This is a genomic window from Desulfobacteraceae bacterium, assembly GCA_022340425.1.
GTDB lineage: Bacteria > Desulfobacterota > Desulfobacteria > Desulfobacterales > JAABRJ01 > JAABRJ01.
Genome location: JAJDNY010000199.1, coordinates 12,688 through 39,485, shown reverse-complemented (window position 1 = coordinate 39,485; position 26,798 = coordinate 12,688). Strand labels below are relative to the sequence as shown.

Below are 26,798 nucleotides of genomic sequence, written 5' to 3'. Positions count from 1 at the left end.
GTTTGTCAAGCGCCCATCTCAGGCGGTGAGGCGGCGGAATTCCGGCATCTGCCTGAGAATTGCCAGGTCCTCGTCACGCCGGGCGATGGCGCTGCAGGCGGGGTCGATGGCGACCGCCCGCTCCAGGTGCGAAAGGGACTGGCGCACCTCGCCCTTGAGCGCCAACAGGCACGCCAGGTTGTACCAGGCGGTGGGGTTGGCGGCATCCAGCGAAAGAGCCTGCCGGCCGGCGGCGAGCCCCTCGTCATAACGGCCCAGGCGGCAAGCGATGCCGCTTTTGAGGGCCCAGGCCGGGGCGTAATCCGGGGCGCAGGCGATGCCGGCCTCCACCGCGGCCAGGGCCTCGCCGAAGCGCCGCGCGGCCTCCAGGGCCAATGCCTGGCAGGTGCGGGCGGCGGCATTGCGGGGATCCAGGCCGACGGCCTTCTGGGCGGCCAAAAGCGCCTCGTAAAGCCGCCCCAGACGGATCAGCAGGATCCCTTTGTGGGTCCAGAGGGCGGGGTCATCGGGGGCCAGGGAAATCGCCTTTTCGAGGCTCTGCAGGGCCGGTGCGTAGTTGCCCAGGAAAAAGAGGTGGACCGCCCGGCCGACGTAATCCTCCATCCGCAGTTCGATCCCGTAGAGCTCCAGGACCTCGAGATTCTGGCTGAGCTCCGCCACGCTGTTTTTGAGCGCCTCGGCGGAATGGCCCACCAGGGAGATCTTGCGCGCGGTTTCCCGCAGGGAATTTAAATAGGAATCAGGGTAAGGCTTCATCCCATTAGGGCCTGACGCCGCCGTGGGGCAGAAAGCGGCGGCGATTCAACGGTCTTTCCATTCGGGGGTCCGTTTTTCAAGGTAGGCGCGGATCCCCTCCTGGGCATCCTCGCCGCCCAGGTTCAGGGCGATGGTGTGCTTGGCGTAATTCAGGGCCGCGTCATCGGGCTGATCAATCTGGTCGTAAAACCCCTGTTTGCCGATGGCCAGTACCAGACGACTGGCGCCGGCGATCTGGCGCGCCAGGGCGAGGGTTTCGGCCTCCAGGGCCTCCCGGGGCACCACCCGGTTGACCAGGCCCAGGGCCTTGGCTTCGGCGGGCTGGTTAAGGGTCAGAATCCCCACGGGATTCTCGCTGGTGAACAAAATCTCCTCGTAGTTCATTGGGCTTCTCCCCTGCCGGCGGCGCGGACAACCCTGCAGTCGGTTGACGCCTCCGGCTTTGGTTCGCATTTTAGGTTGGTTTCAGAGTTTCACAAAAGGAGGTCCTCATGGAAATGTATATCGGCACGAAGTGGGTCTCGGCCGCCGAGACCATCGCGGTCCACAACCCCTTTGACGGCAGCCTGGTGGACACGGTCCCCAGCGCCGGTCCGGTCGAGGTGGAGGCCGCCCTGGCCGGGGCAGCTCGCGGGGCCGGCGTCATGGCGGCCCTGACGGCCCGCGAGCGCGCCCGCATCCTGCACAAAGCCGCCGAAATGCTGGCCGCCCGCAAGGAGGAGTTCGCCCGCCTGATCACCCAGGAAAGCGGCAAGGTCATCGGCGAGGCGCGGGTGGAGGTCGAGCGCGCCACCGAAACCCTCACCCTCTCGGCCGAGGAAGCCGGGCGCATCAGCGGGGAAACCCTGCCCCTGGACGCCGCCCCCGGCGGTGAGGGCAAATTCGGTTTTACCCTGCGGGTGCCCTGCGGCGTGGTGGTCGCCATCACGCCCTTCAACTTCCCCCTCAACCTGCTGTGCCACAAGGTCGGCCCGGCGCTGGCAGCCGGTAATGCCGTGATCGCCAAACCGCCCTCGGACACCCCCCTGACCGCCCTGAATTTAACCGGCCTGCTGCTGGAAGCCGGGCTTCCCCCGGAAGGCATCCAGTGCATCACCGGCTCGGGCGCCGCCGTGGGGGCGAAGCTCTGCGCCGACCCGCGGGTGCGCAAGATCAGCTTCACCGGCAGCCGCGATGCGGGGGAGCAGATCTGCCGGGTGGCCGGCATCAAAAAGGTCACCCTGGAGTTGGGCGCCAACGCGCCGCTGATCATCATGCCGGATGCCGACCTGGACCTGGTGGCGCGCGCCGTTGCCGTTTCGGGCTACGCCAATGCCGGCCAGGTGTGCATCTCCACCCAACGGGTGCTGGTCAGCGACCGGATCCACGGCAACCTGATCGACGCCCTCAAACCGCGGGTGGAGGCCATCACGGTGGGCGACCCGCTGGCGGAAGCCACCCAGATGGGCCCCATGATCCGCCGGGATGACGCCCTCCGGGTGGAGCGCTGGATCCACGAGGCCGTGGACGGCGGCGCGCGCCTGGTGACCGGCGGCAGCCGCCAGGGCAACCTGCTCACCCCCTCGCTGGTAGCCGAGGTGGCCCCCGGCATGCGGCTGTCGTGCGAGGAACTCTTCGGGCCGGCCGTGGCCCTGACCCGTTTCGACACCCTCGAGGAGGCCATCGCGCTGGCCAACGATTCCCGCTACGGCCTCAGCGCCGGGATCTTTACGCGCAATCTGGATTGGGCAATGAAATTCGTGCGCCAGGTGCAAAGCGGCAACCTGATGGTCAACTGGGGCACCCAGTGGCGCGCGGATCTGATGCCCTATGGCGGCCTCAAGGAAAGCGGCACCGGCAAGGAAGGCCCGCGCTATGCCATCCGCGAGATGACCGAGATCAAAACGGTGGTCATGCATCTTTAAAGACGCCGGAACTCGGTTCAACCTGCCGGCGCCAGGATCTCGGCCGCGGCCTTGGCCAGCTGGGTTTTCAGAAAAAACCAGTTGCCCGTGGCCTCCACCACTCCGAAAAGATAGAGACCGCTTTCCGCGCTGGCCGCACCGCCCGCAATCAGCACGGTGGCGCCTGCGCTGTGGACGCTCAGGGCGTGACAGTCCTGCATGCCCGCCCTCCCGGCGGCGGCGCGGGCGGGTTTGAAGATGCGGTGGAGAATCGCAGCCAGATACGGCAGAACCGTCGCGCCGTCGCTTTCAACCCCGTCGGCCGCCAGGATCTGGCCCTCATCCGACACCACCCCGACCGCCTGGTAGCCCTTGATCCCCCTGAAAAGCGGCAGATGCCCCGCCAGGGCTTCCCCCAGGCGCATTTTTTCGGCCGCCGGATAGTGGCGCACGGGCGCCGGCAACGGGGGAGGTTCGGCGGTTCGCGCAGGGGCGGGCGGCGGTGACGGGCTCTGAACCTGCCGCAGCAGGCTCTCCAGGCTCTGGGGCAGGCGGCGCCCGGCCCGCCGCGCCGGCAAGCTGTCGAAGCGAATGTGCACCGCGTCCCAGGCCAGCATCGCCAGGGCCGCCGCCTGGCCCCGCAGCGCGCCGCAATGGGCTTCGTTGAGCTCGCCGTTTTCGAAGTAGAAATACCCCTTGCGGCCCTCGTCGGCGCTGGCCTCCAGGCGGCAGGTCTTGCGGGCCTCGGCCACCAACGGCAGCAGCGGGCGAAGGGACAAGCCGGCCGCCTCGCCCCGCCGCGTCAGCCCCTCGCGCACCACTGCAGCCAGCTGGAAGGATTCGAAGGGCATGGCGAGGCAGTAAAGCCCCTCGCGCCACTGGGCGCCGCCCGGCAGCGGGCGCTCGGTCAGCACCACCCGGGGGGTGCCGGGGCGGTTGACGCTCAGAAAGGCGATCAGAGCAAGCCCGTCGCCCTGGGCAAAGGTCAGTTCGGTGACCAGCAGGTCCACCGCTTCGCCCGTAAGCCGCTCCAGCCCCGTCTTTTCGTCCTGGGCCGCAATCAGGCGCAAACCGGTCAGGGCCTGAAGGCTGGTCTGAAGGCCGTCGCGGATTTCCGCGTCTCCCAGGACGATCAGGACCGTATCCATAACCCCCTGCTGTGCACCGGTTGAGGGACACCGGCAAATATATGACGCCTTGGCACCGCGTCCCCGAGGGGCTCGGGCGGCAACAGCCCGCCGAAATGCAGGTGCCGTTTTGGCCACCCTTAGCACAAATAGCGGGTGACCTCAATCGGCGGCGGCCGGTTTCATTTTCGGCCGGAGACCCTTCTGTCTGGCGCGCCGAACCGTTTCCGGGCGCCCGGGAAGCCCTCAGATATATTCCCGCGGCGGCAGCCCCTTGCGGCGCCCGATGGCCTCCAGCAGCCCCACGGTGCCGGTCATCATGTTGTCCCCGCCGGGGGCTCCCCAGACCACCGGCAGGCGGGAGGCCCGCAACAGGCTGCGCCGGGGGCCGGTGGCCAGAATCAGCGCCACCCGGTCGAACCCCACGGCCCTGCGGGTATAGGCCCCGTGGCCGCCTTCGGCCAGGACCTGGCCATGGCGCATATGGCCCTCGGCCAGCGCCACCATCAGCCGGTCCAGCCGCTCGCAGGTGAGCTCCGCGGTGTGGTACTCGAAAAAGCCCGCGATCTCACCCCCTTCAAGAGCGGCGCCGACAGTGTGGGAGGTGGCCACGTCCAGCACCAGAATCGGGTCCCGGCCACGGGCCTGGGCGTCCAGGCTGGCCCCCAGAATCGCCGCCATGCCGCTGTCCATCACGTAGACCTCGACCGCCGGCAGCCTCTGGGCACTGTGCGCCAGGGCCCGCAGGCGGTTCATCGTTTGCGGCACATCCGCCGCCGAATGGAGCAGGCTGTGGGGCGTGGGCTGGTGGGTCAGCGCCTCGCGAAAGAGGCGGTGGCGGTAGTCCAGGTGGGAAACGCCGGCGGGCGCCACCCCGTGATCCTGGGCGCAGACCCCCACAACGTCGAATTCGAAGGGCACGCCGAAGCCCGTGACGATCCGGCGCAAACGGCCGGGGTCCAGGTCCCCCAGGGTCAGCCGCTGCCACCGCCCCTCGGCCGCCACGACGGGCAGCTCGGCGTCGGCGATGACCCGGATGCCGGCCGCCTCCACCCGCCGCCGGTCGTGGTGAACGGTGGCCGCGGCGGCGGCCGTCATCACCACCACCGCCTGGCGGGCGCGCTCTTTGAGGACGGCGGCGACGCTGCCGCCGCCCATCTCGACGCCATCCACGAGCAAATCCCCGGGCAGCGCCCGGAGCGCTTCAGCCACCGCCAGAACCGGCGATTTGACCACCGCCTTGTAGGTCAGGCCGGCATCATCGTCACGGTAGAGCACATCCATGGTTCCGGCCCCGATATCCACCAGCAGAAATCGACTCACCCAACCCTCCTTTCCGGCCTTTCCGGCAGCCCCCGAGGGATGCGGGCCGCCGGCTCGAGCGGCGGGCCCAAAACGCGCCGGCCCCGCTTTTGACAACAACCGCCTTTGGCTCTATAGTCGCTCCCCGGGCCGCCGAGATAGCGATTGCACCCCACCGACAGCCGAAAGGAGTCGCCTGTGAACGCCACCGTCAACCGCATCACCCCGGTTCACCGCGGCCGGGTGTTCAGGCTGGTCACCGAGAATATTACCCTGTCAAACGGGGTCCGCGTGGATATCGATGTCATCCGCCACCCCGGGGCCGCGGCCATCGTGGCGCTCCTGGACGAAAAAACCGTCCTGCTGCTGCGCCAGTACCGGCATGCCGTGGGCGGCTGGATCTGGGAAATACCGGCCGGGACCCTGGATCCCCAGGAAAGCGTGGAGGCCTGCGCCCGCCGCGAGCTGACCGAGGAAACCGGCTACACCGCCCGGGATTTCGAAAAGCTCGGGGAAATCACCCCCCTGCCGGGCTACGCCGATGAGCGCATCCACCTCTTTCTGGCCTCGGGCCTGACACCGTCGGCCCAGGATCTGGATGCCGACGAACTGCTTTCCGTCCACCCGACCCCCCTGCCCCGGGCCGTGGAGATGGTCTTAAGCGGCGAGATCCAGGACGCCAAAACCATCACCGCCCTGCTGCTGGCCGAAAGGCGGCTGCAAAACGGCTGAAAACCGCCGGCCGGCGGGTTGAGGTGTCCAGAAGGAGCCAGATTATGAACCGATTGGGTAAAATGACAAGGTCGTCTTGGTCTGTTTTCGCTTTTGTATTTTTGATGCTGGCCCTTTTTGGATCGTACCCCGGAACGGGTATGGCCCAGGAAACGGGGAGCGCCAAAATTAAAAGCGTGAAGTTCATGACACTCAACTTGCTGTTTTCAGAGGTTGACGATCGTAATAAAAGACTCAGGAGAATCGCCGACTACGTGGCCGCCAACCACGTGGATGTCCTGTTGCTGCAGGAGGTGGTGGGCGGTGAGCTGGTCAATACCAGAAACAGTGCCGTAGACCTCAGGGACATCCTGCGTGATGAGCACAGGCTGAAGTATTTTTCGCGATCCGCTTTTGAAACCGGGGTGCCAAACTTACTGAGTCTGGCCAACGCCATTTTGAGCCGTTTTGACATAGAATTCAGCGACGACCACGGGCTCCCGGGAGTAACCGAAGAGGAGTTCATGGGCTTTGAGGTAAAGCTTGCCCGCAGGGTGTTGATGACGCGTCTGGTTATACCTGGTTTCGGCGAAATCGATGTGTTCAATACCCATCTTTGCGCCCGCTGCAACCTTGCGGACCGTGAAGATCAACTCGATACGGTTTTCAATTTCATAAATAAGTTTAAAAACAATAGCGGCGCTCCACGACCGACCGTTTTGGGGGGCGATATGAATTTCGATCTCTTTGACAACGACGGCGATGAGAGATTCCTTTACGAAAGAGTTCTTGCCGAGGGGTTTACCGACGCCTATGCCGACCACATCATCGCGGCAGCGGGCGGAAAGGAGACCTTGGAAACGCTGTGTGAGGATGAAAAAAATGCTGACGAACACTGTACGGTGGGCGTTTCAGACCTGAACGGCAGCAACGCGCGGCGGATCGATTACATCTTTGCGCGTGGTTTCGGGACTCCCCTTCACAGCCAGGTGGTTTTCAATCCCAACGCACCCAACGGGGTATCGCCAACGGTCTCAGATCATGCCGCCGTTGTGGTCACCCTAAAGTTGCCATTCAAGGCCCCGCTGCCCAACGTCCCCTTGCTGCTGCTTGACGATGGACAAAACTGACGGACCGGTAAACATCGGATGATGAGCTCCTCCAATGAAAAATATCGCAGCGGCCCGCGGGATCCTTGAATTATCTGACCTCCAACAGCTCCACCTCGATGATCAAGTCCGCATTCGGGGGAACATGTTCGCCGGCGCCTTTAGCTCCATACCCCAGGTGGGAGGGGACCATCAGCCGGCGCTTGCCTCCGACTCTCATGCCGGGTATGCCTTCGTTCCAAGCCTTCATGACGTGTGAAGTGCCGATTTTAAACGATACCGGCTTGCCACGTTCTTTTGAGTCGATAAATCCCGCTCCCCTTTGGCCATTGCCGTCCAGCCATCCCTTTAGGTGGATCACGGCTATATTGCCAACGCCTGCCTCCGGGCCGGAACCCACCACCAGATCCTCGTATTTCAAACCGCTTTCCATAACGATCACGCCTTGCTCTGCCAAAGGAGCGCTGGCAAGAAAGCAAAACAGCGTAAATACGGTTATGATGGCAGGAACTTTCTGCATAACAGCCTCCCATTGCTACCTGGCAACCGGAAAAATCACTTGTACCTTCGCCATACACCCCAAGGCCCCGGGAAGGTGAGATCAAGGGCTTGCACCGTCAAGCAGCAGCAGGGGTATCCAGGGGGTTGCTGGCGGCGGCCCGCAAAACGGATCCACCAGACGCCAGGGCGAGCCGCACCACTGATTTTCGGCTAAGGCCTTTTGCCCTTCGACACTCGGGTGAAAGCAGTCACCGTCGTTGACGTGCAGCGCTTCGAATCGGATGTCGAATATATCCACGAAATACGCATTGGGGAGGCGCCCGTCGTTGATGTATTCCTGCAGGACGTTCTTGAGGATGGGGTTGTAAATATCCCGAATTTTCGCATGAAATTCTTTCCTCCGTCGGCAGTTGGGGCCGTCATCCTCATGGATGGTGTCGGGGTCCTGGCTGGAGCCCCCGCTTCCGCAGTCATCGTCGGGATCATTTAAAAGATTCTGGCACGGAACGAAAGGCCAGGCAACGACCCGGCACCAGTTGTCTGCACGTTTGACATACCAGAGCCAATAGATCGCAGGAATACTGGAGACGTGGATATAGGCCCTCCGGGTAGCCTCCGATGATGCCAACACATCAAGGCCGTCGCGGTAGAAACGTTCGAATTGTTCAGGTGGTGTCATATCCGCCAGGCTGTCTGCGCAAACATCGTTATTGCCCATAAGCAGGGTGATCATGCCCGCCTTCCCGGAGGGCGTCGCGCCGGCAGCGGCAACAATTTCATCGGCTTGCCCCTTGAAGTCGTCCATTTTGGCACCACTTACGGCGTGGTTGAAAATGGCATCCCGTTCGGCATTGTTCTGGTAATACCCGTCCGGGTCCTTATCCTCAAAGCGCTCGTTCAGACTGTAAACAACGTCGTTGCGGTTGTAGCCGGTGGACCACACCATATCATGCCGGGTTGACCCGATGACGCCGTCGGCGGCGATACCTTCACCCATCGAGTCGCCGCTGCTGAACAGGTTGGACGGTACCGGCCTGACGGCTGCGGCTGGAGTTGCCAGCGCCCCGAAACAGCAGGTGATGCACAAGAGCATTAAGCGGATTAAATGGCCTCTTTGGAAAGGGATCATTTTCACTCCACAAATCCGGGTGGAAAGTGCCGCCGAACCCATCAACCCCAACCCGAGGCCGAGCGGCCGCGCCAAAAAGACGGTCATATGATAGCGCTTATCGATCTAAATCTCAATCAAATTGCACTTGGCAGGGGCCTTCATCCCCGGCCTTGTCTCCGCGGCTCGAGGTCGAGGCGGCAACAACGCGTCACCCACAGACGGAAATATCATATGCGAGCGGATGAGAGGCAGCGGGACACCCTGCGAACTGCAAGCTGCAAGCTCGTGCAGGCGCCCGCGCTTTCCGGGTGTTGAACGGGTTTGGATTGACGTGGTATTGGGGTATGCTGCACTTACGGGTGAAAGGGCCTCGGCCTTAGCCCGCTGTGCATAAGGCCTTGGCGATTCCGCAAAAAGTCCACTTTCTGCGTTGCGCTTCACCTCGAAGTCGCTGCGGCGTACATAAGTACCCCTCACTCCTCGAGATTTGCGCGCCTTGAAATTGAACTTTTTTCGAAACCGCCTGGTTTTTGACTTTTTACTGCTTCATCAGGCCTTGGGTATTTGCGGAAGGGGCGACTTGCAGCTACCCAGCGGATACTGATCGGACAAAGGGAGATTCGAACCTCTCATGCGGTTGAAAACGATTGTAAGAGGCTATTGGCGTCTTTTGAGCGCGCCGTTTCGGCAGTGCCGCTACCCGTTCTATGAAGCCGCCTACCTGGACAAGCTTGCCAAAACCGATGAGCGTGCGACTCCCCTGTCATTTCTGGGAGGCATGCACGACGGGTTCTTCTACTGGACCTTGGTGCATTCTGCGGAATTGGGTCAGGAGGCGCGCGGGCTGGTGCCTGGGATTCCTTCGCCGTACCATCGGCGTAATTGGACGGGCGATGCCGGGGAACGGACGTTTCGCCAGGCAATGGCGTTCCGAGGAATTGTTGCGCGGGCGGCAGGACGCTATATACAGAGGCCGCTTGCGGAACTTGAGCTGTTGGATTTTGGCTGTGGCTGGGGGCGCATTTTACGCTTCTTCATGCGCGACATCCCCCATTGCCAACTGCGTGGCTGCGACTGCTGGGCGGAGATTGTGGCGGTCGCCAAACGCGACAACCGCTGGTGCGAGTTTCGAACAATTTCCCCGTTGCCGGAAACGGCTTATGCGAGCAATAGCTTTGACGTAACCTACCTCTATTCCGTGTTTTCGCACTTGTCCGAAAAGGCGCATTTGGCTTGGGTTGCCGAGTTCCGGCGGCTGCTTCGACCAGGGGGATTGCTGGTGGTTACGACGCGCAGCGCGAATTTTTTGCGGTTGCTCGCTGAAAAGCGGGAACAGGGAAAGTCCCGCGGCCTGCGCCAATCCATGCTTGCCACCGACGCGTTTCCCGATGCGGACAAAGCGCTTGCGGACTATTCCGCGGGGCGCTTCTGCTATGCGCCTACGGGTGGTGGCGGCCCTTTGGAGGCTGATTTCTATGGGGAAGCGGTGGTTCCAGAGTCCTGGATTCGCCAAAATTGGTCGGGATTCCAGGTGCTGGAGGTGCTGCCGCCCCGTGGCGTTGTGGATCAAATGGTGATCATTGCGAAAAAGGGATGACTAGAAAAGGCGGGGCAGAGAAGCTTGCCGGCGGGCGAGAACCGGGTCCCGCCCGCCGGTGTGCGATCGGTTAATACATGTCTTCGTCCATCTCGGAGGCCGCGGGGGCGGCCTTCTTCTTTTGGGGCTTTTCGGTGATCATGGCCTCGGTGGTCAGCATCAGGCCGGTCACCGAAGCGGCGTTCTGAAGGGCGAAGCGCACCACCTTGGCCGGATCGATCACGCCGGCGGCCACGAGGTTTTCAAACTGCCCGGTTTCGGCGTTGAAACCGAAATCGTCCTTGCCGTCCAGCACCTGGTTGACCACCACCGAGCCCTCAAAGCCGGCATTGATGGCGATCTGGCGCAGGGGCTCCTGGAGGGCGCGCCGCAGCAGTTCGATGCCGTTTTTCTCCTCGCCGCTGGCCTCAGCCTTATCCAGGGCCGGGATGCAGCTCACCAGGGCCACTCCCCCGCCGGGCACGACCCCCTCCTCGACGGCCGCCCGGGTGGCATTGAGAGCGTCCTCGACGCGTGCTTTCTTCTCTTTCATCTCGGTCTCGGTAGCCGCCCCGATGTTGATTACAGCCACGCCGCCGACCAGCTTGGCCAGGCGCTCCTGGAGCTTTTCGCGGTCGTAGTCGGAGGTGGTTTCCTCGATCTGGGCCCGGATCTGGCGCATGCGGGCCTCCAGGTCGGCGCGGCTGCCGGCGCCGTCGACGATGGTGGTGTTGTCCTTGTCGATCTTCACGTTTTTGCAGCGCCCCAGGTCGTTGAGGGTCACGTTTTCCAGTTTGACCCCGATGTCCTCCGAGATCACCTGGCCGCCGCAGAGCACCGCGATATCCTGCAGCATGGCCTTGCGCCGGTCGCCGAAACCGGGGGCCTTGACCGCCGCGACGTGCAGCGTGCCGCGCAGTTTGTTGACTATCAGGGTGGCCAGGGCTTCGCCGTCGACATCCTCGGCCACGATCAAGAGCGGCTTGCCGGATTTGGCCACCTGCTCCAGCAGCGGCAGCATGTCCTTCATGTTGGAGATTTTCTTCTCGTTGAGCAGGATGTAGGGCTCCTCCAGGGAGACCTGCATCTTTTCAGCGTCGGTCACGAAATAGGGCGAGATGTAGCCACGGTCGAACTGCATGCCCTCCACGATCTCCAGGGAAGTATCCATCCCCTTGGCCTCTTCGACGGTGATCACGCCTTCCTTGCCGACTTTCTCCATGGCCTCGGAGATCAGGTTGCCGATCATGGCGTCGTTGTTGGCCGAAATCGACCCCACCTGGGCGATCTCGGATTTGTCCTTGGTGGGCTTGGCCAGTCTTTTAAGGTCCGCCACGACAACGGCCACCCCTTTTTCAATGCCCCGCTTGATGGCCATCGGGTTGGCACCGGCGGCCACCAGCTTCTGCCCCTCGGAGTAGATCGCCTGGGCCAGGACGGTGGCTGTGGTGGTGCCGTCGCCGGCGACATCGCTGGTCTTGCTGGCGACCTCCTTGACCATCTGGGCGCCCATGTTCTCGAACTTTTCTGCCAGTTCGATCTCCTTGGCGACGGTGACGCCGTCCTTGGTCACCAGCGGCGAGCCGAAGGACTTTTCCAGCACCACGTTGCGGCCCTTGGGGCCCAGCGTGACCTTGACGGCATCCGCCAGGGTGTTGACGCCCTTGAGCATGTGCTCACGGGCCTTTGAGCTGTAAGCTAACATTTTTGCAGGCATTGGACCCTCCTTCTATGCTTACCCGAGAATTCCCAGGATGTCGTCTTCCTTCATGAACAGATGCTCGACACCGTCCACCTTGATTTCGGTGCCGGCATACTTGGAGAACAGAACCCGATCACCGACCTTGACCTCCGAGGGCGTTCGCTTGCCGTCGTCGTTCATCCGGCCCGGACCGGCAGCCACAACCTCGCCCTGCTGGGGTTTTTCCTTGGCCGTGTCCGGAATGATGATACCGCCGGCGGTCTTCTGTTCCTCCTCGAGTCTACGAACCAGGATGCGGTCATTCAAAGGTTTGATCTTCATGGGTGTTGAACCTCCTGTGAAAAGTGAGTGAGAAAAAGGTTGAGGGTCGCTTGGGGCGCACCCCGCAAGTTTCGACGCAGCAAGGCGCATCGCAACAAGATCCTCCGACCTGCGCGGAGCGAGATAACTTTTAAGCACGATGGGGGGGTTGTCAAGCGGTTGGATCTGGATTTTTGCGGTGGCATGTCGGGACGGGTTTTGGGGGTTGCCAAAGCCCCAAAAAGATGCGGGGCGGTCTTTCGACCGCCCCGGACCGGGAAAGAACCTGATCGGCGGCCACCCCGCGGATCAGTGCACCGTCACCTGCTTGGGTTTGACCTCTTCACGCTTGGGAACCGTGAGTCTGAGTACGCCGTCCTTGAATTCGGCCTTGATCTTGTCGGTCTCCAGCGCTTCGGGAAGGCTGAAGGCCCGCTGGAATTTGCCGAAGGTCCGCTCGCGACGATAGTAATGGCCCTCCTTGACCTCGTTTTCCGAGGTGCGTTCGCCTTTGACCACCAGGGTGCGACCCTTCAGTTCAACGCTGATGTCCTTTTTCTCGACGCCGGGCAGTTCGGCCTTGATGATGTAGGCGTCGTCTTGCTCATAGACGTCCACCACCGGGCGCCAGCTTTCGGCCGCCGTCGCTTCCAGGTTCCAGAGGGACGGCAGGCGCGGTTCCAAAAGCCGGTTGAAGCGGTGCCGAAGGCCAGTCATCTCATCATAGGGATTCCATTTTACCAGGTTCATGCGATACCTCCTTGTTCGTGGGGCGCCAGCCCCGTATATCGGTTTCTTTTGAACCCAAAGTTAATGACCGCAGCCTTCATGTCAATATATAAAAAAAGAATTAAAAATATTACCTTTTTATTTTTTTTCTTTGGGTAATGAAGCTTGCGCCAACAGCCGGCTCCAAAAACGACCCGCGGATCGGTGGCAAGGGTCCGGCTTTCCAGGTGGGGGAGCGGCTCAGGGCGCCAGGATGAAATCGGTGATGTAGGGGTTTTCTTCCCGCTCCCGGGCGATGGTGGAGCTGGGGGTGTCGCCGTAGGGGTGCCCCGGCCACACCACGGTTTCCGGCGGAAGGCCGATGATCTTGGTTTCCAGCGATTTCAGGAGGGTCTCCAGGGAGCCGCCGGTCAGGTCGGTGCGGCCCACGTCCCCCACGAACAGGGTGTCCCCGGTGAAGAGGTTGTCCGCCACCCGAAAGCAGACCGAACCGGGGGTGTGGCCGGGGGTGTGCAGCACCTCGATTTCGAGGGTGCCCACCTTCAGCCGCTCCCCGTCGACGAAGGTGAAGTCGGCCGGGTCGGGCGCGGGCAGCCCCAGCTCCGCTTCCGTGCGGGCCCTGATTGCGGGGTCCGCAAAAAACCGGGCGTCGGCCTCATGCAGGCCCGTCGGCACTTTGAGCAGGGCCTTGAGCTCTCGGTTGGCGGCAACGTGATCGGCATGTCCGTGGGTGTTGAGGATCAGGCGAATCGTGAGGCCGTCCGCGGCCGCCTGGCGGATGATGGTCTGGGGTTCGCCGGCAGGGTCGATCACCACCGCTTCACGGGTCTGGGGACAGCCCACCAGGTAGGTGTTCACCTGATATTCGCCCAGGGTGATCTGGCGCACAATCGGGGAGGGTTTCATGGTGTCTTCCTCATAGAGGGTACGGCAGGCGTCATGGCGCTCCAGGCAAATGGTTCACCACCGCGGGCGGAAGGCGCCCGGCAGCCTGCGGGCCGCGCCTACCAGCGGCCGGCGGCGGCGGCGGTCAGGATATCGTGGTAAATGGCGGCCGCCTGGCAGACCTTCCCAAAAGAGACCGACTCCTCGGGGACGTGGGCCTGCTCCAGCCGGCCGGGGCCCAAGAGAACGGGTTTGATCCCGGCGGCCCAGATCTGGTTGGCGTCGGAATGGCTGCGAAAGACCCTGGGCTCGGCGGGCAGGCCGCGGGCCGCGAGGATCGCCGCCAGGGTCTCGGCCACCGGTCCCTTGTGGGGCAGGCTGTAGCCGGCATCAATGGTGGTGATGCGAAAATCCCGCTGGCCGCCGTTGCAATTGCCCCCGCTCTGGCAGAAAATCCCCTCCAGGTCGGCGGCCACCTCGGCAATCGCCGCCGACGGCGGCAGGTGCAGATCGAGCCAGGCCTCGCAGCGCTCCGGAACGACGAAACCGGCCCGGGCGCTGAACAGGTCGCGGATGTTGTAGACGATATCGGGCTGGGCCTGCTCCAGATAGCGGGTCATCGCCAGGATGGCGGTCAGCATCGCGGCCACGGCATTCTCGTTGCGGCTGGAAAGGGAGGCATGCCGGCGCCTGCCCCGGGTGCGCACCTGGAGTTCGAGATAGCCGCTGTGGCTCAGGCAGGGGGTGAGATCGGTGGGCTCCCCGATGACCGCCCAGGGGAAATGGTGGTCGCGGATGAGGCGCGCGGCCCCGTCGCCGTCCTCCTCCTCGCCCACCACCAGGGCCAGGGCGGCCGGGGGCATCCCACCGCTTTTTTCAAGGAAGGCCACGAAAGCCTCGATCATGGCCGCACAACCACCCTTCATGTCGGCGGCCCCCAGCCCGCGAATGCGGCCATCGGTCTCCACGCTGGCGAAATGGTCCAGATCGTAGGCCGGAACGGTGTCCACATGCCCCAGCATCACCAGTCGCGGCGCCGCCCCGACGGGCAGCACCAGCAGGTTGCAGCGGTGTTCGTCCACCTCCTGGCGCTCCACCGGCAGCCCCCGGCGTTTGAGATAGCCGTGGATAAACGCCAGGATGTCGCCCTCTTTGCCCGACGGGCTGTAGATGTCGATCAGCCGACCCAGCAGCCGGCGCAGCCGGCGGGGTTGAAAGGCTTCCGCCGGGGGCGGCATCCGGTCTGCACCCGGCGGGTCAGGCGGTTGGTTTCTTGCGGGCATGCTGGCTGCCCCCCATGTTCAGCGACAGGTAGATGTGCTGGCTGGGGTTGCCGAACCCCATTTTGCGAAAAAAACGCAGGGCCGAGAGGTTCTCGGCCTGGGTGTCCACGATCAGCATCCGCACGCCCTGCCGGCGCATGATGCTGCGGAAGCGGAAAAAGAGCTTCTCGGCGACACCCAGCCGCTGGCAGCGCGGATCGACCCCCAGCCATACCAGATGGCCGTATTTCCAGGCGGAATTGGATTTGGAAATCGTCGTGCCCAGGGCAAAGCCGATCAGCTCACCGTCCAGTTCGGCCACCAGACAGTTTTCGGTGTCGCTGTTGTAGAGTTCGGTGACCTCGAACTCGTCCCAGGTCCGGTAGAGATTGGGCATGCTGCCGGCTTCGAAGAGCTGCTCGCCGAGGTGAAAGATTTTGGCGATGTCGTCGATTTCCATCTCGCGGATCTTCACCTGCGGATGCGGCGCCTGGATTGCTTTGGATGCGGTGGGTTCCATAACAGGGCTTGGCGCACGGGGGCCAGGCCGCTCGTATTCCTTTCGCTTGCATTGATCCCGACATGGCCGTGGAGCCCGCCTGCCGTGGGCGGGTTCCCGGCACCCGGTGTCAATATCGACAGGCGAAGGCCGATGTCAAGTCCAAATGGACGGGCCGGCAGCTCCGGCCGAAGGCGAGGGGAATCAGAACCGCGGGCTTCAGCCGCCGGCAGACGCACAGGGGGTGCAGCGGTCCCGCCGGGGGCGCAGGCGAACCGCCGCGGCGCGGCCCTCAGCGGTCATGATAGCCGCGAAAACGGCGGCGGATGAAGAACGGATAATCCCACTCGTCGTAGTGGTAGTAGGGCAGATCACGGTAGGGGTTGACCTGCCACAGATGGATTTCGCGGGCTTCAAGGGTCAGGCAGGGGCCGTGGGGCGTCGCCTCCATCCCCATCACCCTTCCGGCGACGGTGATCTTGCGGCCCGGCTGGAAAATTTCGGGCTCCAAAAACCCCTGCTGCACGAGGCAGAAGCGGCCCTGGGAATCCGAGCGCACCGCCGGTTCGTCGCGCATGATCAGCGGCGCCTGCAGCACGCGCAGCAGGTTGCGGTCGCCGTCGACGCGGATATCGAGAATATAGCCGCCCAGGATCACGGTTTTGCCCCTGAAGGCGTCGGGGTTTTCCAGCAGCGCGCCAAAAGCCGCCCGGGGTTCGGCCTCGGCCCGGATCCCGCTTGAAATGACCGAACACGAAACGTTGGCGGCGGCAACCGCCAGCATCAAGAGCACTCTCAAAAGCTGCATAGCCCCCTTTCACCTCCCTGCCGACCTCAACCGCCCGCCGCCTCCAGCATGTAGGCGTACTGGGTTCTCAAATCCTGGACCTCCCGCGCCCAAAAGCGGTCGCTGCCCCAGTCGGGGAACTTGCTTTGGAACTGGTAATCCCCGCGCTGCAGGCTGCACCAGGCGGTGAAGTAGATCATGCGCATGGCCCGCAGCCCTTCGATCAGCAGTGGCCAGCGGTGGTCCGGGGCGCGGAACTGGCGGTAGCCGGTCAGCAGCAGCTGCAGGTGGCGTTCGCTGGCCGGATAGTGGTCGGGCAGGAGCAGCCAGAGGTCCTGCACGCCGGGGCCGTTCAGCATGTCGTCGAAATCGATCACCATCAACCCCTCGCCGGGGCGCTGCAGGATGTTGCCGGCATGAAAGTCGCCGTGCAGCCGGATGGATTCCAGCCCCTCGAAGCGGGGCGTTAAGGCGTCGATGATGCGCGCGCAAATGTCGCCGTACTTCTGGCGGTAGGATTCGGTGACCGCCTCTGCCACCAGCTGGGCCGCATAACGGCGGGTGGTGGCCTCCGGCGTCAGCTCGAGCCGCGCGGCGGCCCGCCTTTTCTGGCCGGCGTTGTGCAGCCGGCCCAGCAGGGTGCCCACCCGCACCCAGCTCTCCTCGCGCTCGATGTCGAAGGCGCGCCCACCCCGCTTGGGGAAGACGGCAAAGAAAATCCCGCCCAAACGCCCCAGCGTTTCACCGTTTTTGAGCCGAAGCGGGCAGACCACCGGAATGTCGATTTCGGCGCAGTCCTGAATAAAGGTGTGCTCGTCCTGCAAGGCGGCCTGGGACCAGCGCCCGGAGCGGTAGAATTTGGCGATGTAGGCGGTCTTGTCCGGCGTCTGGACCTCATAGACGCGGTTGACGTAACTGTTGAGGGGGCGGGCAAGTGCGGTCAGCCGGGTCCCCAGCGACTCTTCCAGGGCCGGCAGAAAGCGATCGGGGGTCAATTGTGAAAAATGGTCCATGCGAGCCTTGATCTGGTCTCTGCTGAAGGTTTCCAGCGGCGGGCCTAAACCGGTTCCGATGGTGGGTCGGCCGCTGAATGGGGGGTGACCACCGCCATGGTCAGACGCGCGACGCAGACGGTGCGGTCCTCCGCGTCGGCGATCCGAATGTCCCACACCTGGATCCTGCGCCCAATCTGGATCGGCCGGGCGACGGCCGTGACCACCCCCCGTTGGACGCTGCGGATATGGTTGGCGTTGATCTCCAGGCCGAGGCAGCGCCGCGGGGGGGCCACCGCCAGATTGGCCGCGACGCTGCCCACCGTTTCCGCCAGGGCCACCGAGGCCCCGCCGTGCAGCAGCCCCATGGGCTGATGGGTGCGGTGGTCCACCGGCATGCTGGCCTGAACCCAGTCATCGCCCACGGCGCTGATCTCGATGCCCAGGTGCGCCACCAGGGTGTTGCGGGAAGAGAGGTTGAGCACGGCCAGGTCGATGGGGCCGGGCACCTTCCAAATGCTCACGGCAAAGGTTCCTTTCCGAAAGCGGCATGTAAGGTAGAGGGGGGGCGGCGGCCCGTTTCCATTGCGCCGGCCAACTACCGTAGGCTCTTTTAGCCCCCGCCGGTTTTTTTTTCAAGCCCTGTGGCGAGGGGCGGCCGCAGTCGGCGGGGTCCGCCCCGGAAGGTTCGGGCGGCACCCGACTGGCCGCTGGTGGTCACCCTCGGCCGCAGCGGCCTTTGATCGACATCGGTCGGGCCTGACCAAATTTCTAACCCAATTCTAATCCCCGCCAAATCTTTGCCGTGGATAGTGGTCTCAAAGGAGAAGTAAGGATGATGGAAACAGCAGAAGACCTCGGGGATATCGAAGTCGCGGCGGCCGATGCGGCGCCCCAGGTGCACGCCGCCGCCCAGGTGCGCGGCTCCGTAATCGGCGGCTATACCGATATCGGACCCAACTGGACGGTGCTGGCCTCCCGGCTAGGGGATTACAGCTACCTGGCCGGATCCGATGGCGTGGTCATTTACACCGAAATAGGCAAGTTCTGCTCGATTGCCTCCCACGTTTTCATCAACCCTGGCAATCATCCCATGCACCGGGTGACGCAACATCACTGCACCTACCGCCGACGGCGGTATGGCTTTGCGGGGACCGATGACGATGCGGTTTTCCAGTGGCGCCGCAGGCAATCCTGCCGCATCGGCCATGATGTCTGGATCGGCGCCGGGGCCCAGGTGATGGCCGGCGTTACGGTCGGCAGCGGGGCGGTGGTGGCAGCCGGGGCGGTGGTGACCCGGGATGTGGCGCCCTACCAGGTGGTGGCCGGGGTGCCGGCCCGCTTCCTGCGGATGCGTTTCAGCCAGGATGTGGTCGACAAACTGATGCGCATCGCCTGGTGGGACTGGAACCGGGCAACCCTGGAAGCGCGCTTTGAGCACTTCTCGAACCTGGAGCAATTTCTTGAAGCCTTCGCCTGATCCCCCCGCCGCAGCTGGGGGGGCCGGAGACCGCCGCAGAATGCCCGAAGCCGCCGGGGACCTCAAAACGCGCCTGCTCAGGGTGATCTCCGCGGCCGAGACGGGCCAGGTGGAGGCGCTCCTCGACCGGCTCTGGGCTTCGGGGCGCTTCCGCATCCGGCGCGCGCCGCACACCGGCCTGCTGATGGCCAGCGCACGCGACCCGTTCGACACGTCCTTCCATCTGGGGGAAGTGCTGGTCAGCGAAGCCCAGGTGGTTTGCGACGGGCAGGTGGGCTGCGGCGTGATCTGCGGTGAGGAACCACAGCGCGCCCTGCTGCTGGCGGCGGTTGAGGCCGCCGCGCAGGCAGGCGGGGCATCGATGCGTGAATGGATCTGCGATCTGGTCGAACGCCTGGAGAAAACCAAGGGCCAGCGGGAGGCGCGGATGTCCCGGCTGGCCGCCGCCACCCGGGTGCGCTTCACGTCCATGAAAAAAGAGACCGTGGACTTTGGCTCCCTGGGAGACCCGCCGGAGAAGCGGCCTTGATGGATGCCGAGATCTTAAAAAACCAGCAGAACTTCCGCATCCTGCTGGAGGCCATGAGCCGGCCGGGCCGTCTGGTCCGGTTGGGCGGCATCGAGGCCGCCGCGCCTTTCGCCGCGATCCTGGCCGTGGGGGGCTGTCTGCTGGACCATGAGGTGAGCCTTTGCGTGATCGGCGGCGGCAACGCCCGGGCCCTCCAGGCGGCCCTGGTGGGGGCCACCCAGGGGCGCCCCGAGGTGCCGGAAAAGGCGGACTACCTTTTTATCGCCGGGTCCCGCGGTCAAGAGGCGGCGGCGCGCGCCAAACATGGCCGGCTGGAAGCCCCCGAGGAGGGCGCGACCCTGGTCTACTGTCTGGCTGGCGGGGCGGCGGACGCTTCGCAACGCCTGCAGGTGCGGCTCCGGGGGCCGGGCATCGCCCGGCCCGACGGCATCCCGCCGGAGATGCCCGGAGTCCCGCCGGCCGAGTTCCAGGCGCTGATGACCGTCAACGCCGACTACCCCCTGGGCGTCGATGCCTTTTTTGTGCGACCGGGCGGTGAGTTGATGGGGCTGCCGCGTTCAACGCGCATTCAGGTGGGGTGACACAATGGGGTATGTGGCCGTCAGAGGCGGGGCCGCCGCCATCGAAAATGCCGCGCAATTCAGCCTGGTGCGTCGCGCCGGCGGGGATTCCAATCTGCTGGAGCCGGCCCAGATCCGCGATCAGCTCCATTTTGCGGTGGACCGGGTGATGGGCGAGGGGTCGCTTTACGCGCCGGATCTGGCGGCCCTGGCCTTCAAGCAGGCGGCCGGCGACACCTTGGAGGCCGCCTTCATCCTGCGCGCCTACCGCACCACCCTCCCCCGCCTGGGGTATGCCGAGCCCATCGCCACCGACGCCATGCGCCTGATCCGACGCATTTCCGCGGCCTTCAAGGATATCCCCGGCGGGCAGCTCCTCGGCCCGACCTCGGACTACACCCTGCGGCTGCTGGATTTCGATTTGCAGGCGGAATCGTCGGCCCGCACGCGAGAGGCGGTTGCGCAGCTTTTAAAAGACACCGCGCCGCTAGCGCCGCTTCCCGAGCGCTTTCCCAAGGTGGTCGAGATGCTGCGGCGCGAGGGCCTGCTGGCACCCCGCCCGGCGTCTTCCGGGAAGGAGGAGCCGCTGGTGGATATCACCCGCCAGGCCCTCACCTTCCCGGCTGCGCGCAGCGCCCAGCTGCAAAGCCTTGCGCGGGGCGAAACCGGCGGCATGCTGGCACTGGCCTACTCCAACATGCGCGGCTACGGGTCGGTCCACCCGGTGATCGGTGAGCTGCGGGTGGGGTACCTGCCGGTGCCCTACAAAAACCCCGTCAGCGGCGTGGTGGAGACCATCGGCGAAATTCTGGTGACCGAGGCCGAGGTCATCTCACGCATCGCCGATGACGGCGGGCCGGCGGTCTTCAGTCTCGGCTACGGATTGTGTTTCGGCCACAACGAAACCAAAGCCATCGCCATGGCCGTCCTGGACCGGGCCATCGCCGCCCCGGAGCCGGCAGCGCCGTCCGAAGACCAGGAGTTTGTGCTGACCCATGTGGACGGCATCGAGTCCATGGGCTTCTGCAATCACTACAAACTGCCCCATTACGTCACCTTTCAGTCGGAACTCGATCGGCTGCGAAACATTCAGGCCGAAGAGACATCGGCCCGGGACCCCCTTTCATGACCCTCAGCGTGCCGCTTGAACCGATGCCGCCGCCGGCCGACTGGCGCGATCGCCTGCCCACCGAGGGCGACCGGTATGCGTACGGCTTTCTGGACGAGGGCGCCAAACGCGAAATCCGGCGCAAGCTGCTCAAGGCCGTGGCCATCCCCGGTTGCCAAGTGGCTTTCGGCTCGCGCGAAATGCCCATCGCCCGCGGCTGGGGAACCGGCGGTCTGCAGTTGACGCTGGCGCTCATCGGCCCGCAGGATGTGCTCAAGGTCATTGATCAGGGGGCCGACGACAGCGTCAACGCCGTCAACATCAAAAGGTTTGTCAAGCGCGTGACTGACGCGGCCCTGACCACCGACACCGCCGCCGCCACGCTGATCCAGACCCGCCACCGGATTCCCGAGGAGCCCCTCCGCCCCCACCAGGTGCTGGTCTTTCAGGTGCCCATCCCGGAGCCCCTGCGCCTGGTGGAGCCGTCGGAACGCACAACCCGGCGGATGCATGCCGAGGCCGATTACAGCCGCATGTGGCTCTACCTCTACGAAGACATCGTGAAATTCAAGGCGATCACCGTGGGCGCGCGCTACCCGGTGATGGTCAACCGGCGCCACCTCATGGACCCCAGCCCCATTCCGCGCTGGGATGTGCCCAAGCTGAACCGGGGCGAAGCGCTGCTGCTCTTCTGCGCCGGCCGGGAAAAGCGGATTTACGCCGTCCCCCCCCACACCCGGGTGGAACCCTTGGCCTTCGAGGACTTCGCTTTTCGGGTCGAGGCCTTTGACGGCCGGCGCTGCGAGCGCTGCGGTGCCGCCACAACCTTTCTGGACGAGGTGGTCGACGATAAGACAGGCCGGCGCGTCTATAGCTGCTCGGACACCGCCTTTTGCGACAAGATTCGCCGCAGGGGGGACCGGGAAACCCCGTCGCCGGAGGAGAAAAGAGGGTGAAGCCGGTTCTCCAGGTCCGCCATCTGACCAAACGCTACGGCCCGGGATGCCCTGCGTGCCTGGATCTCACCGGGGCTGTGCGGGGGGTCAACCAATGCCCCCGCTGCCGATCGGTCCTGGCCTGCCGGGAGGTCTCCTTCGACCTCTACCCTAACGAAGTGCTGGGCATCGTCGGCGAAAGCGGCTCCGGCAAAAGCACCGTGGTGCGCCTGCTGCATTTCGATTTCGAACCCACCGGAGGACGATTTCATTTGAACCTGAACGGGAATCCGATTCCCGGTGGCGAATTGCAAATCGACCCCGCCCAAAACCTCTTTGCCCTCAGCGCCTTCCACCGGCGACGGATCCGCAACGAGCGCATGGGCATCGTTTACCAGAATGCCCGCATGGGCCTGCGCCTGAAGGTCAGCGCCGGCGGCAACATTGCCGAGCGGCTGCTGATGGCCGGCTGGCGCCATGTGGGGAAAATGCAGCGGCGGGCCGCCAACCTGCTGGCCCAAACCGAGGTGCCGGTGGCGCGAATGAACGAACCGCCGCGGAATTTTTCCGGCGGCATGCAGCAGCGGGTGCAAATCGCCAAGGCCCTCGCCACCCGTCCGGCGCTGCTGCTGCTGGACGAGGTGACCACCGGCCTGGACGTTTCGGTCCAGGCCCGGGTGCTGGACCTGGTCCGGTCGCTGCAGCAGGAGCTGGGGGTGGCCACCATCGTGGTCTCCCACGACCTCGGGGTGATCCGTCTACTGACCAGCCGCACCCTGGTGATGCGCTTCGGCACCATCGTAGAGTCCGGCCTGTCGGACCAGATCCTCGAAGACCCCCAGCACCCGTACACCCAGTTGCTGGTGAATTCGGCGCTCTGAAAATCGCTGCGAAACACCTTTCAGGCCCCGGAGCGGCCCCATGCTGAACGTCGCAAACCTGGAAAAACGATTCGTATCCCATGCCCTCAACGGCAAAGAGATCATCGGCTTCCGGCGCGTTTCATTTTCGGTGTCGGCCGGCAACGCCATGGGCCTTGCCGGCCCCAGCGGATACGGCAAAAGTTCGGTGCTCAAGTGCATCTACCGCACCTACCGGGCCTGTTCAGGAAGCATCGCCTACGAATCCGAAGCCTTTGGGCCCGTTTGTCTCACCGACCTGCCTGAGAACCAGGTACTGACCCTGCGGCGCGGGGAGATGGGCTACGTGACCCAGTTTCTCTCGGTGCTGCCGCGGGTTCCGGCGCGCGACGTGGTGGCCGAGCCCCTGGTGAATGCCGGGGTGCCCCGGGCCGAGGCCCGCAAGCAGGCCGGCGCGCTCCTGGCGCGGCTCAAGATCGACGCCCGCCTGCACGATGCCTATCCGGCCACCTTCAGCGGCGGGGAGAAGCAGCGGGTCAACCTGGCCAGGGCCGTTATCCGCCCGCCGCGTCTGCTGCTGCTGGACGAGCCGACGGCCTCCCTGGATCCCGAGGCCATGCGGGTCGTGCTGGAGCTGCTGATGGAGATGAAGCACCAAGGCACCACCATGATCGCCATCTTCCATGACCGATCCATTATGAACCGCCTGATGGACGCGGTTTATGCCATGCCGGCGAAGGAGCCCCACGTATGATGCGCAACAAGACCGCCACCCCGGACACGATCATCCGCAACGTCCGGGTCGTCACGCCCGGCGAGGTCCTGCCCGGGGCCACCGTCGTAGTGTCCCGGGGCATCATCGACGACATCACCACCCGACCCAGTCCGGCGGCCGCCGCGGTGGATATCGACGGCCAGGGCCGCCTGCTGCTGCCGGGTTTCATCGACATCCACAGCGACGTCATCGAAAACGCCATCCAGCCCCGGCCGGGCGGCCGCTTTCCCGTCGACGTCGCCCTCCACGAGTTGGACAGGCAGCTGGTGGCCTGCGGGGTGACGGCCATTTTCCACTGCCTCTGCTTTCTGAGCAGCGATGAACAGCCCACCTTCCGCAATGCGGAAATGACCGATTTTCTAGTCCACCACCTGCAGGATCTGAAAAGAGAATTCCGCGCGCGGACCTACGTCCATGCACGCTACGAGATCACCAACGCCGAAGGCTTGCCCCATTTGAAGCGACTCATCCGCCAGGGCTTGATCCACCTCTTCTCCCTCATGGACCACACCCCCGGCCAGGGCCAGTTCTCCGATGTGGCGCATTTTCGGGCCTACTACGCCAAGGCCCGCGGCCTGTCGGCCGAGCACGTGGATCGGCTCATCGCGCGCCGCTTGAACGCCAGTCGCCGCATCGATTGGCCCGGCCTGGAGCTGCTGGCCGGACTCTGCCGGGAAAACGGCATCCGCATGGCCAGCCATGACGACGATTCCAGTCACAAGGTGGACGCCGTCGGCCGACTGGGGGTCACGCTGGCGGAGTTTCCGGTCAACCTGGAGGCCGCCCGGGCAGCCCGCGCCCACGGCATGCTGATCTCCCTGGGCTCTCCCAACGTCCTGCGCGGTGCTTCGCTGACCGGCAACCTTTCCGGGCGCGAGGCCATCGGCGCCGGGCTGGGGGACATCCTGTGCTCGGACTACGCCCCCATGTCCCTGCTGCACGCCGCCCTTCAACTCCACCGCGAAAAGATCCTCGATCTGCCCGCGGCCGTGCGCATGATCTCCCTCAACCCGGCCCGCGCCGCAGGCCTGGACCACCTGACCGGCGCCATCGAAACCGGCAAAGCCGCCGATCTGGTCATCGTCGAGGACCACGGCCGCGTGGCCGAGGTGGTCCGCACCTTCGTGGCCGGCCGCGAGGTCTTCGGCGTCGGCAAATAACCTACCCAAAGGAGACGAAATGGCCCCCAAAGCCCCGTCCTCGGCCGTCGCACGCTTGTCGGCCGACTTGGCCAAACCCGTTGTGGCAACGGCGCTGGCGGCCGCCCGACGCGCCGGCCAGATCCAGCTGCGGGATTTCCGCAACGCCCCGGTAGAGTGCACGCGCCTGCTTCATGACGTCAAGACCCGCACCGACCGGGACTGCGAAGAGGCCATCGTTGAGACCATCAGAGACTCCTTTCCCGACCATGCGATCCTCACCGAAGAGCGCGGGGAGTTGCCGGGCGACGGCGCCTGCCGGTGGGTCATCGACCCCCTGGACGGCACGGTCAACTTCTGGCACGGGCTGCCGTTTTTCTGCGTTTCGATCGCTTGTTTCCTCAACGGCGATGACGCCCCCGAAGGAGAGGCAGAAAAAGCGGGACCCCATGGCAGACCACTGGCCGGGGTGGTTTTTATGCCCTGCAGCGATGAGATGTTCGTGGGAGTGGCGGGCCGCGGCGCATCTTTAAATCAGCAGCCGATCCGGACCTGTCAGGTGACGGACACCCGTGAGGCGGTCGTCTCGCTGAGCTTCGGCAAGACGCCGGCAGTCATGGACTGCATGACCCGGAGGCTCGCGGCGCTGCTGCCGCAGGTGCGCAAGGGGCGCTGCCTGGGGGCGGCCGCGGCGGAACTGGCCTATGCGGCGGCAGGCTTTTTGGGGGGCGTGATCTACGAGGGTATCAAGCAGTGGGATTTCGCGGCGGGTAAAATCCTGCTGGAAGAGGCGGGCGGCTGTCTGGAGGCCGTGGAAACCCAGCCCGATCAGTGGCGGGTCCTGGCCGGCGCACCGGAAATCCTGGCCGCGCTGAGGCCGCTGTTGTCCATCTGAAGCGGGACGCCGCCGGCCTCCCCTGGAGTCTTGACGAAGCGCTGGCCGTCGGCGCGGTAGCCGCGGTTTTGATAGAAACGATGTGCCGCCGTGCGCCGCTGGCTGCTGGTGACGATGATCCGCGCCACCGGCGCCGCGCGCAGCCAGGCCTCGGCATGGGCGAGCAGCCGCGCGCCGAGCCCTTTGCCGCGTTCCGGCGCGGTCACCACCAGGGCCAGGATCTGCCCCCAGCGACCGTCCTGTTCCAGACAAAGCCCCCAACAGACGCTGATCACACCCGCCAGGCCACGATCACCTTCGGCCACCAGGACCCGGTAGTCATCGCGGTCCAAAATGGCCTCCAGCCGCAGGCGGACGCGGCCGGCGGGGCTGGGGTAGTCCAGCTCGCCGAGGAGCGCCGCGATTTCATGGGCATCGGCAAGGGTGGCCGGGCGGATGGCGGGTTGGGAAGCGGAAGACGGCGAAAGGGGCGTTTTTAAAGCGGTTTCAGATGAATTTTTTGCGCACATAGGCCGACCCGAGATCCAGCAGGCTCACCACCACCACCAAAATGATGAGCATGGCGGCGGTGGCCGCGTAATTGAAGCTGCGAATGGCGTCCCACAGCAGCATGCCGATCCCGCCGGCGCCCACCATGCCGACGACGCTGGCCGAGCGGACGTTGGATTCGAAACGATAGAGGGAGTAGGAAATCCACAGCGGCACCACCTGGGGAATGATCCCGTAAGCGATCTCCTGCAACTTGCTGGCGCCGGTGGCCCGGATGCCCTCAACCGGCTGGGGGTCGATGGCCTCCACCGCTTCAGAGAAGAGTTTGGCCAGCGTGCCCAGGGTGTGCATGAACAGAGCCAGCACACCGGCAAAGGGCCCAAGGCCGACCGCGCTGATGAAGAGCATGGCAAAGATCATCTCGTTGATCGAACGGCAGGCATCCATCAAGCGCCGCACCGGCTGGTGCACCCACAGCGGGGCCACGTTGGCGGCCGAAAGCAGCCCCAAGGGCACGGCGACCGCCACCGCCAGCAGACTGCCCCAAACGGCGATCTGAATTGTCACGATGGTGTGGTGCAGGTACTGGCGCCATTCGGTAAAATCCGGCGACAGGAACCCGGCCAGGTAGGCGGCCATGTTGCCGCGGTAGGTCACCAGATCCAGCGGCCGCATTTCGGCCCCCTGCCAGGCCCACATCAGCAGGGCTGCGAAGGCCAGCCAACCCAGCAGACGCAGCAGCTTGCGGCCCAGCGTGATTTCCGGGATCTCCAACGGGTGACTGGCAGTGGTCATG

The 26,798-nt window shown here is 64.5% G+C and carries 30 protein-coding genes; 13 read left to right on the top strand and 17 right to left on the bottom strand.

Going from position 1 to position 26,798, the window contains the following annotated elements:
• Positions 1-18: 18 nt before the first annotated feature.
• Both LJE63_17320 and LJE63_17315 read right to left on the bottom strand, forming a co-directional pair.
• On the bottom strand, positions 19-756 hold the full coding sequence (locus tag LJE63_17320; protein MCG6908368.1) for a tetratricopeptide repeat protein: 738 nt from the start codon (positions 754-756) through the stop codon (positions 19-21).
• 45 nt (positions 757-801) lie between these two features.
• Complete coding sequence (locus LJE63_17315) at positions 802-1,140, bottom strand: hypothetical protein (protein MCG6908367.1); 339 nt, start codon at positions 1,138-1,140, stop codon at positions 802-804.
• 107 nt (positions 1,141-1,247) lie between these two features.
• On the opposite strand from LJE63_17315, the gene LJE63_17310 reads away from it, so the two are divergent.
• Positions 1,248-2,660: an aldehyde dehydrogenase family protein gene (locus tag LJE63_17310; GenBank protein ID MCG6908366.1), complete on the top strand. Its 1,413-nt coding sequence runs from the start codon at positions 1,248-1,250 to the stop codon at positions 2,658-2,660.
• Positions 2,661-2,677: 17 nt separating this feature from the next.
• Here LJE63_17310 and LJE63_17305 read toward each other — a convergent pair whose 3' ends face one another.
• Entirely contained in the window at positions 2,678-3,787 is a 1,110-nt protein-coding gene (locus LJE63_17305) for a DUF4388 domain-containing protein (protein ID MCG6908365.1), read from the bottom strand.
• Between the two features lie 225 nt (positions 3,788-4,012).
• Positions 4,013-5,089 (bottom strand): DUF1786 domain-containing protein, encoded by a 1,077-nt coding sequence (locus LJE63_17300; GenBank protein ID MCG6908364.1) that lies wholly within the window; start codon positions 5,087-5,089, stop codon positions 4,013-4,015.
• Positions 5,090-5,266: 177 nt separating this feature from the next.
• On the opposite strand from LJE63_17300, the gene LJE63_17295 reads away from it, so the two are divergent.
• Together LJE63_17295 and LJE63_17290 are read left to right on the top strand one after the other, a co-directional pair.
• On the top strand, positions 5,267-5,800 hold the full coding sequence (locus LJE63_17295; GenBank protein ID MCG6908363.1) for an NUDIX hydrolase: 534 nt from the start codon (positions 5,267-5,269) through the stop codon (positions 5,798-5,800).
• A 44-nt stretch (positions 5,801-5,844) separates the two neighbouring features.
• A complete protein-coding gene (locus LJE63_17290; protein ID MCG6908362.1) occupies positions 5,845-6,909 on the top strand; it encodes an endonuclease/exonuclease/phosphatase family protein in 1,065 nt (354 codons plus the stop codon).
• A gap of 70 nt (positions 6,910-6,979) precedes the next feature.
• Here LJE63_17290 and LJE63_17285 read toward each other — a convergent pair whose 3' ends face one another.
• Together LJE63_17285 and LJE63_17280 are read right to left on the bottom strand one after the other, a co-directional pair.
• Positions 6,980-7,408, bottom strand: a complete 429-nt coding sequence (locus LJE63_17285; protein MCG6908361.1) for an FKBP-type peptidyl-prolyl cis-trans isomerase — start codon at positions 7,406-7,408, stop codon at positions 6,980-6,982.
• An 81-nt stretch (positions 7,409-7,489) separates the two neighbouring features.
• Positions 7,490-8,605: a hypothetical protein gene (locus LJE63_17280; protein ID MCG6908360.1), complete on the bottom strand. Its 1,116-nt coding sequence runs from the start codon at positions 8,603-8,605 to the stop codon at positions 7,490-7,492.
• 526 nt (positions 8,606-9,131) lie between these two features.
• On the opposite strand from LJE63_17280, the gene LJE63_17275 reads away from it, so the two are divergent.
• Positions 9,132-10,097 carry a class I SAM-dependent methyltransferase gene (locus tag LJE63_17275; GenBank protein ID MCG6908359.1) on the top strand — a complete coding sequence of 322 codons (966 nt, stop codon included), beginning with the start codon at positions 9,132-9,134 and terminating at the stop codon, positions 10,095-10,097.
• Positions 10,098-10,167: 70 nt separating this feature from the next.
• On the opposite strand, the gene groL is transcribed toward LJE63_17275, so the two are convergent.
• From groL to LJE63_17230, 9 genes are all read right to left on the bottom strand, one after another.
• Positions 10,168-11,793 (bottom strand): chaperonin GroEL, encoded by a 1,626-nt coding sequence (gene groL / locus LJE63_17270; protein ID MCG6908358.1) that lies wholly within the window; start codon positions 11,791-11,793, stop codon positions 10,168-10,170.
• An 18-nt stretch (positions 11,794-11,811) separates the two neighbouring features.
• A complete protein-coding gene (gene groES, locus LJE63_17265) occupies positions 11,812-12,099 on the bottom strand; it encodes a co-chaperone GroES (GenBank protein ID MCG6908357.1) in 288 nt (95 codons plus the stop codon).
• Between the two features lie 288 nt (positions 12,100-12,387).
• The gene (locus LJE63_17260) at positions 12,388-12,828 is read right to left on the bottom strand and encodes an Hsp20/alpha crystallin family protein (protein MCG6908356.1); all 441 of its coding nucleotides are present in this window, start codon (positions 12,826-12,828) and stop codon (positions 12,388-12,390) included.
• A gap of 219 nt (positions 12,829-13,047) precedes the next feature.
• Complete coding sequence (locus tag LJE63_17255; GenBank protein ID MCG6908355.1) at positions 13,048-13,713, bottom strand: MBL fold metallo-hydrolase; 666 nt, start codon at positions 13,711-13,713, stop codon at positions 13,048-13,050.
• A gap of 98 nt (positions 13,714-13,811) precedes the next feature.
• A complete protein-coding gene (locus LJE63_17250) occupies positions 13,812-14,930 on the bottom strand; it encodes a M20/M25/M40 family metallo-hydrolase (GenBank protein ID MCG6908354.1) in 1,119 nt (372 codons plus the stop codon).
• A gap of 19 nt (positions 14,931-14,949) precedes the next feature.
• Positions 14,950-15,474, bottom strand: coding sequence for a GNAT family N-acetyltransferase (locus LJE63_17245; GenBank protein MCG6908353.1), 525 nt, complete (start codon positions 15,472-15,474; stop codon positions 14,950-14,952).
• A 271-nt stretch (positions 15,475-15,745) separates the two neighbouring features.
• Positions 15,746-16,261, bottom strand: a complete 516-nt coding sequence (locus LJE63_17240) for a Slp family lipoprotein (protein ID MCG6908352.1) — start codon at positions 16,259-16,261, stop codon at positions 15,746-15,748.
• Between the two features lie 26 nt (positions 16,262-16,287).
• Positions 16,288-17,253: a serine/threonine protein kinase gene (locus LJE63_17235; protein ID MCG6908351.1), complete on the bottom strand. Its 966-nt coding sequence runs from the start codon at positions 17,251-17,253 to the stop codon at positions 16,288-16,290.
• A 44-nt stretch (positions 17,254-17,297) separates the two neighbouring features.
• Complete coding sequence (locus LJE63_17230) at positions 17,298-17,756, bottom strand: hotdog fold thioesterase (protein ID MCG6908350.1); 459 nt, start codon at positions 17,754-17,756, stop codon at positions 17,298-17,300.
• Between the two features lie 314 nt (positions 17,757-18,070).
• Between LJE63_17230 and LJE63_17225 the strand changes: the two genes are divergently transcribed.
• From LJE63_17225 to LJE63_17185, 9 genes are read left to right on the top strand one after another with little or no spacing between them, the layout of a single operon-like run.
• Positions 18,071-18,712: an acetyltransferase gene (locus tag LJE63_17225; protein ID MCG6908349.1), complete on the top strand. Its 642-nt coding sequence runs from the start codon at positions 18,071-18,073 to the stop codon at positions 18,710-18,712.
• A 40-nt stretch (positions 18,713-18,752) separates the two neighbouring features.
• Positions 18,753-19,241 (top strand): phosphonate C-P lyase system protein PhnG, encoded by a 489-nt coding sequence (gene phnG, locus LJE63_17220; protein MCG6908348.1) that lies wholly within the window; start codon positions 18,753-18,755, stop codon positions 19,239-19,241.
• Positions 19,241-19,822: a phosphonate C-P lyase system protein PhnH gene (phnH, locus tag LJE63_17215; GenBank protein ID MCG6908347.1), complete on the top strand. Its 582-nt coding sequence runs from the start codon at positions 19,241-19,243 to the stop codon at positions 19,820-19,822. Before phnG ends, phnH begins: the two co-directional genes overlap by 1 nt.
• A gap of 4 nt (positions 19,823-19,826) precedes the next feature.
• Entirely contained in the window at positions 19,827-20,930 is a 1,104-nt protein-coding gene (locus LJE63_17210) for a carbon-phosphorus lyase complex subunit PhnI (GenBank protein ID MCG6908346.1), read from the top strand.
• Positions 20,931-20,953: 23 nt separating this feature from the next.
• Positions 20,954-21,865 carry an alpha-D-ribose 1-methylphosphonate 5-phosphate C-P-lyase PhnJ gene (locus tag LJE63_17205; protein ID MCG6908345.1) on the top strand — a complete coding sequence of 304 codons (912 nt, stop codon included), beginning with the start codon at positions 20,954-20,956 and terminating at the stop codon, positions 21,863-21,865.
• Positions 21,862-22,725, top strand: a complete 864-nt coding sequence (locus LJE63_17200; GenBank protein MCG6908344.1) for an ATP-binding cassette domain-containing protein — start codon at positions 21,862-21,864, stop codon at positions 22,723-22,725. The genes LJE63_17205 and LJE63_17200 overlap by 4 nt, the downstream gene beginning before the upstream one ends.
• 40 nt (positions 22,726-22,765) lie before the next feature.
• Positions 22,766-23,458: a phosphonate C-P lyase system protein PhnL gene (phnL, locus tag LJE63_17195; GenBank protein MCG6908343.1), complete on the top strand. Its 693-nt coding sequence runs from the start codon at positions 22,766-22,768 to the stop codon at positions 23,456-23,458.
• A complete protein-coding gene (gene phnM, locus LJE63_17190) occupies positions 23,455-24,639 on the top strand; it encodes a phosphonate metabolism protein PhnM (protein MCG6908342.1) in 1,185 nt (394 codons plus the stop codon). The genes phnL and phnM overlap by 4 nt, the downstream gene beginning before the upstream one ends.
• Before the next feature lie 19 nt (positions 24,640-24,658).
• Entirely contained in the window at positions 24,659-25,513 is an 855-nt protein-coding gene (locus tag LJE63_17185; GenBank protein MCG6908341.1) for a hypothetical protein, read from the top strand.
• Here LJE63_17185 and LJE63_17180 read toward each other — a convergent pair.
• Both LJE63_17180 and phnE read right to left on the bottom strand, forming a co-directional pair.
• Positions 25,447-26,022, bottom strand: a complete 576-nt coding sequence (locus tag LJE63_17180; GenBank protein ID MCG6908340.1) for a GNAT family N-acetyltransferase — start codon at positions 26,020-26,022, stop codon at positions 25,447-25,449. The two genes, LJE63_17185 and LJE63_17180, sit on opposite strands and share 67 nt — an antisense overlap.
• A complete protein-coding gene (gene phnE, locus LJE63_17175; protein ID MCG6908339.1) occupies positions 26,000-26,797 on the bottom strand; it encodes a phosphonate ABC transporter, permease protein PhnE in 798 nt (265 codons plus the stop codon). Before phnE ends, LJE63_17180 begins: the two co-directional genes overlap by 23 nt.
• Between the last annotated feature and the right edge of the window lies 1 nt (position 26,798).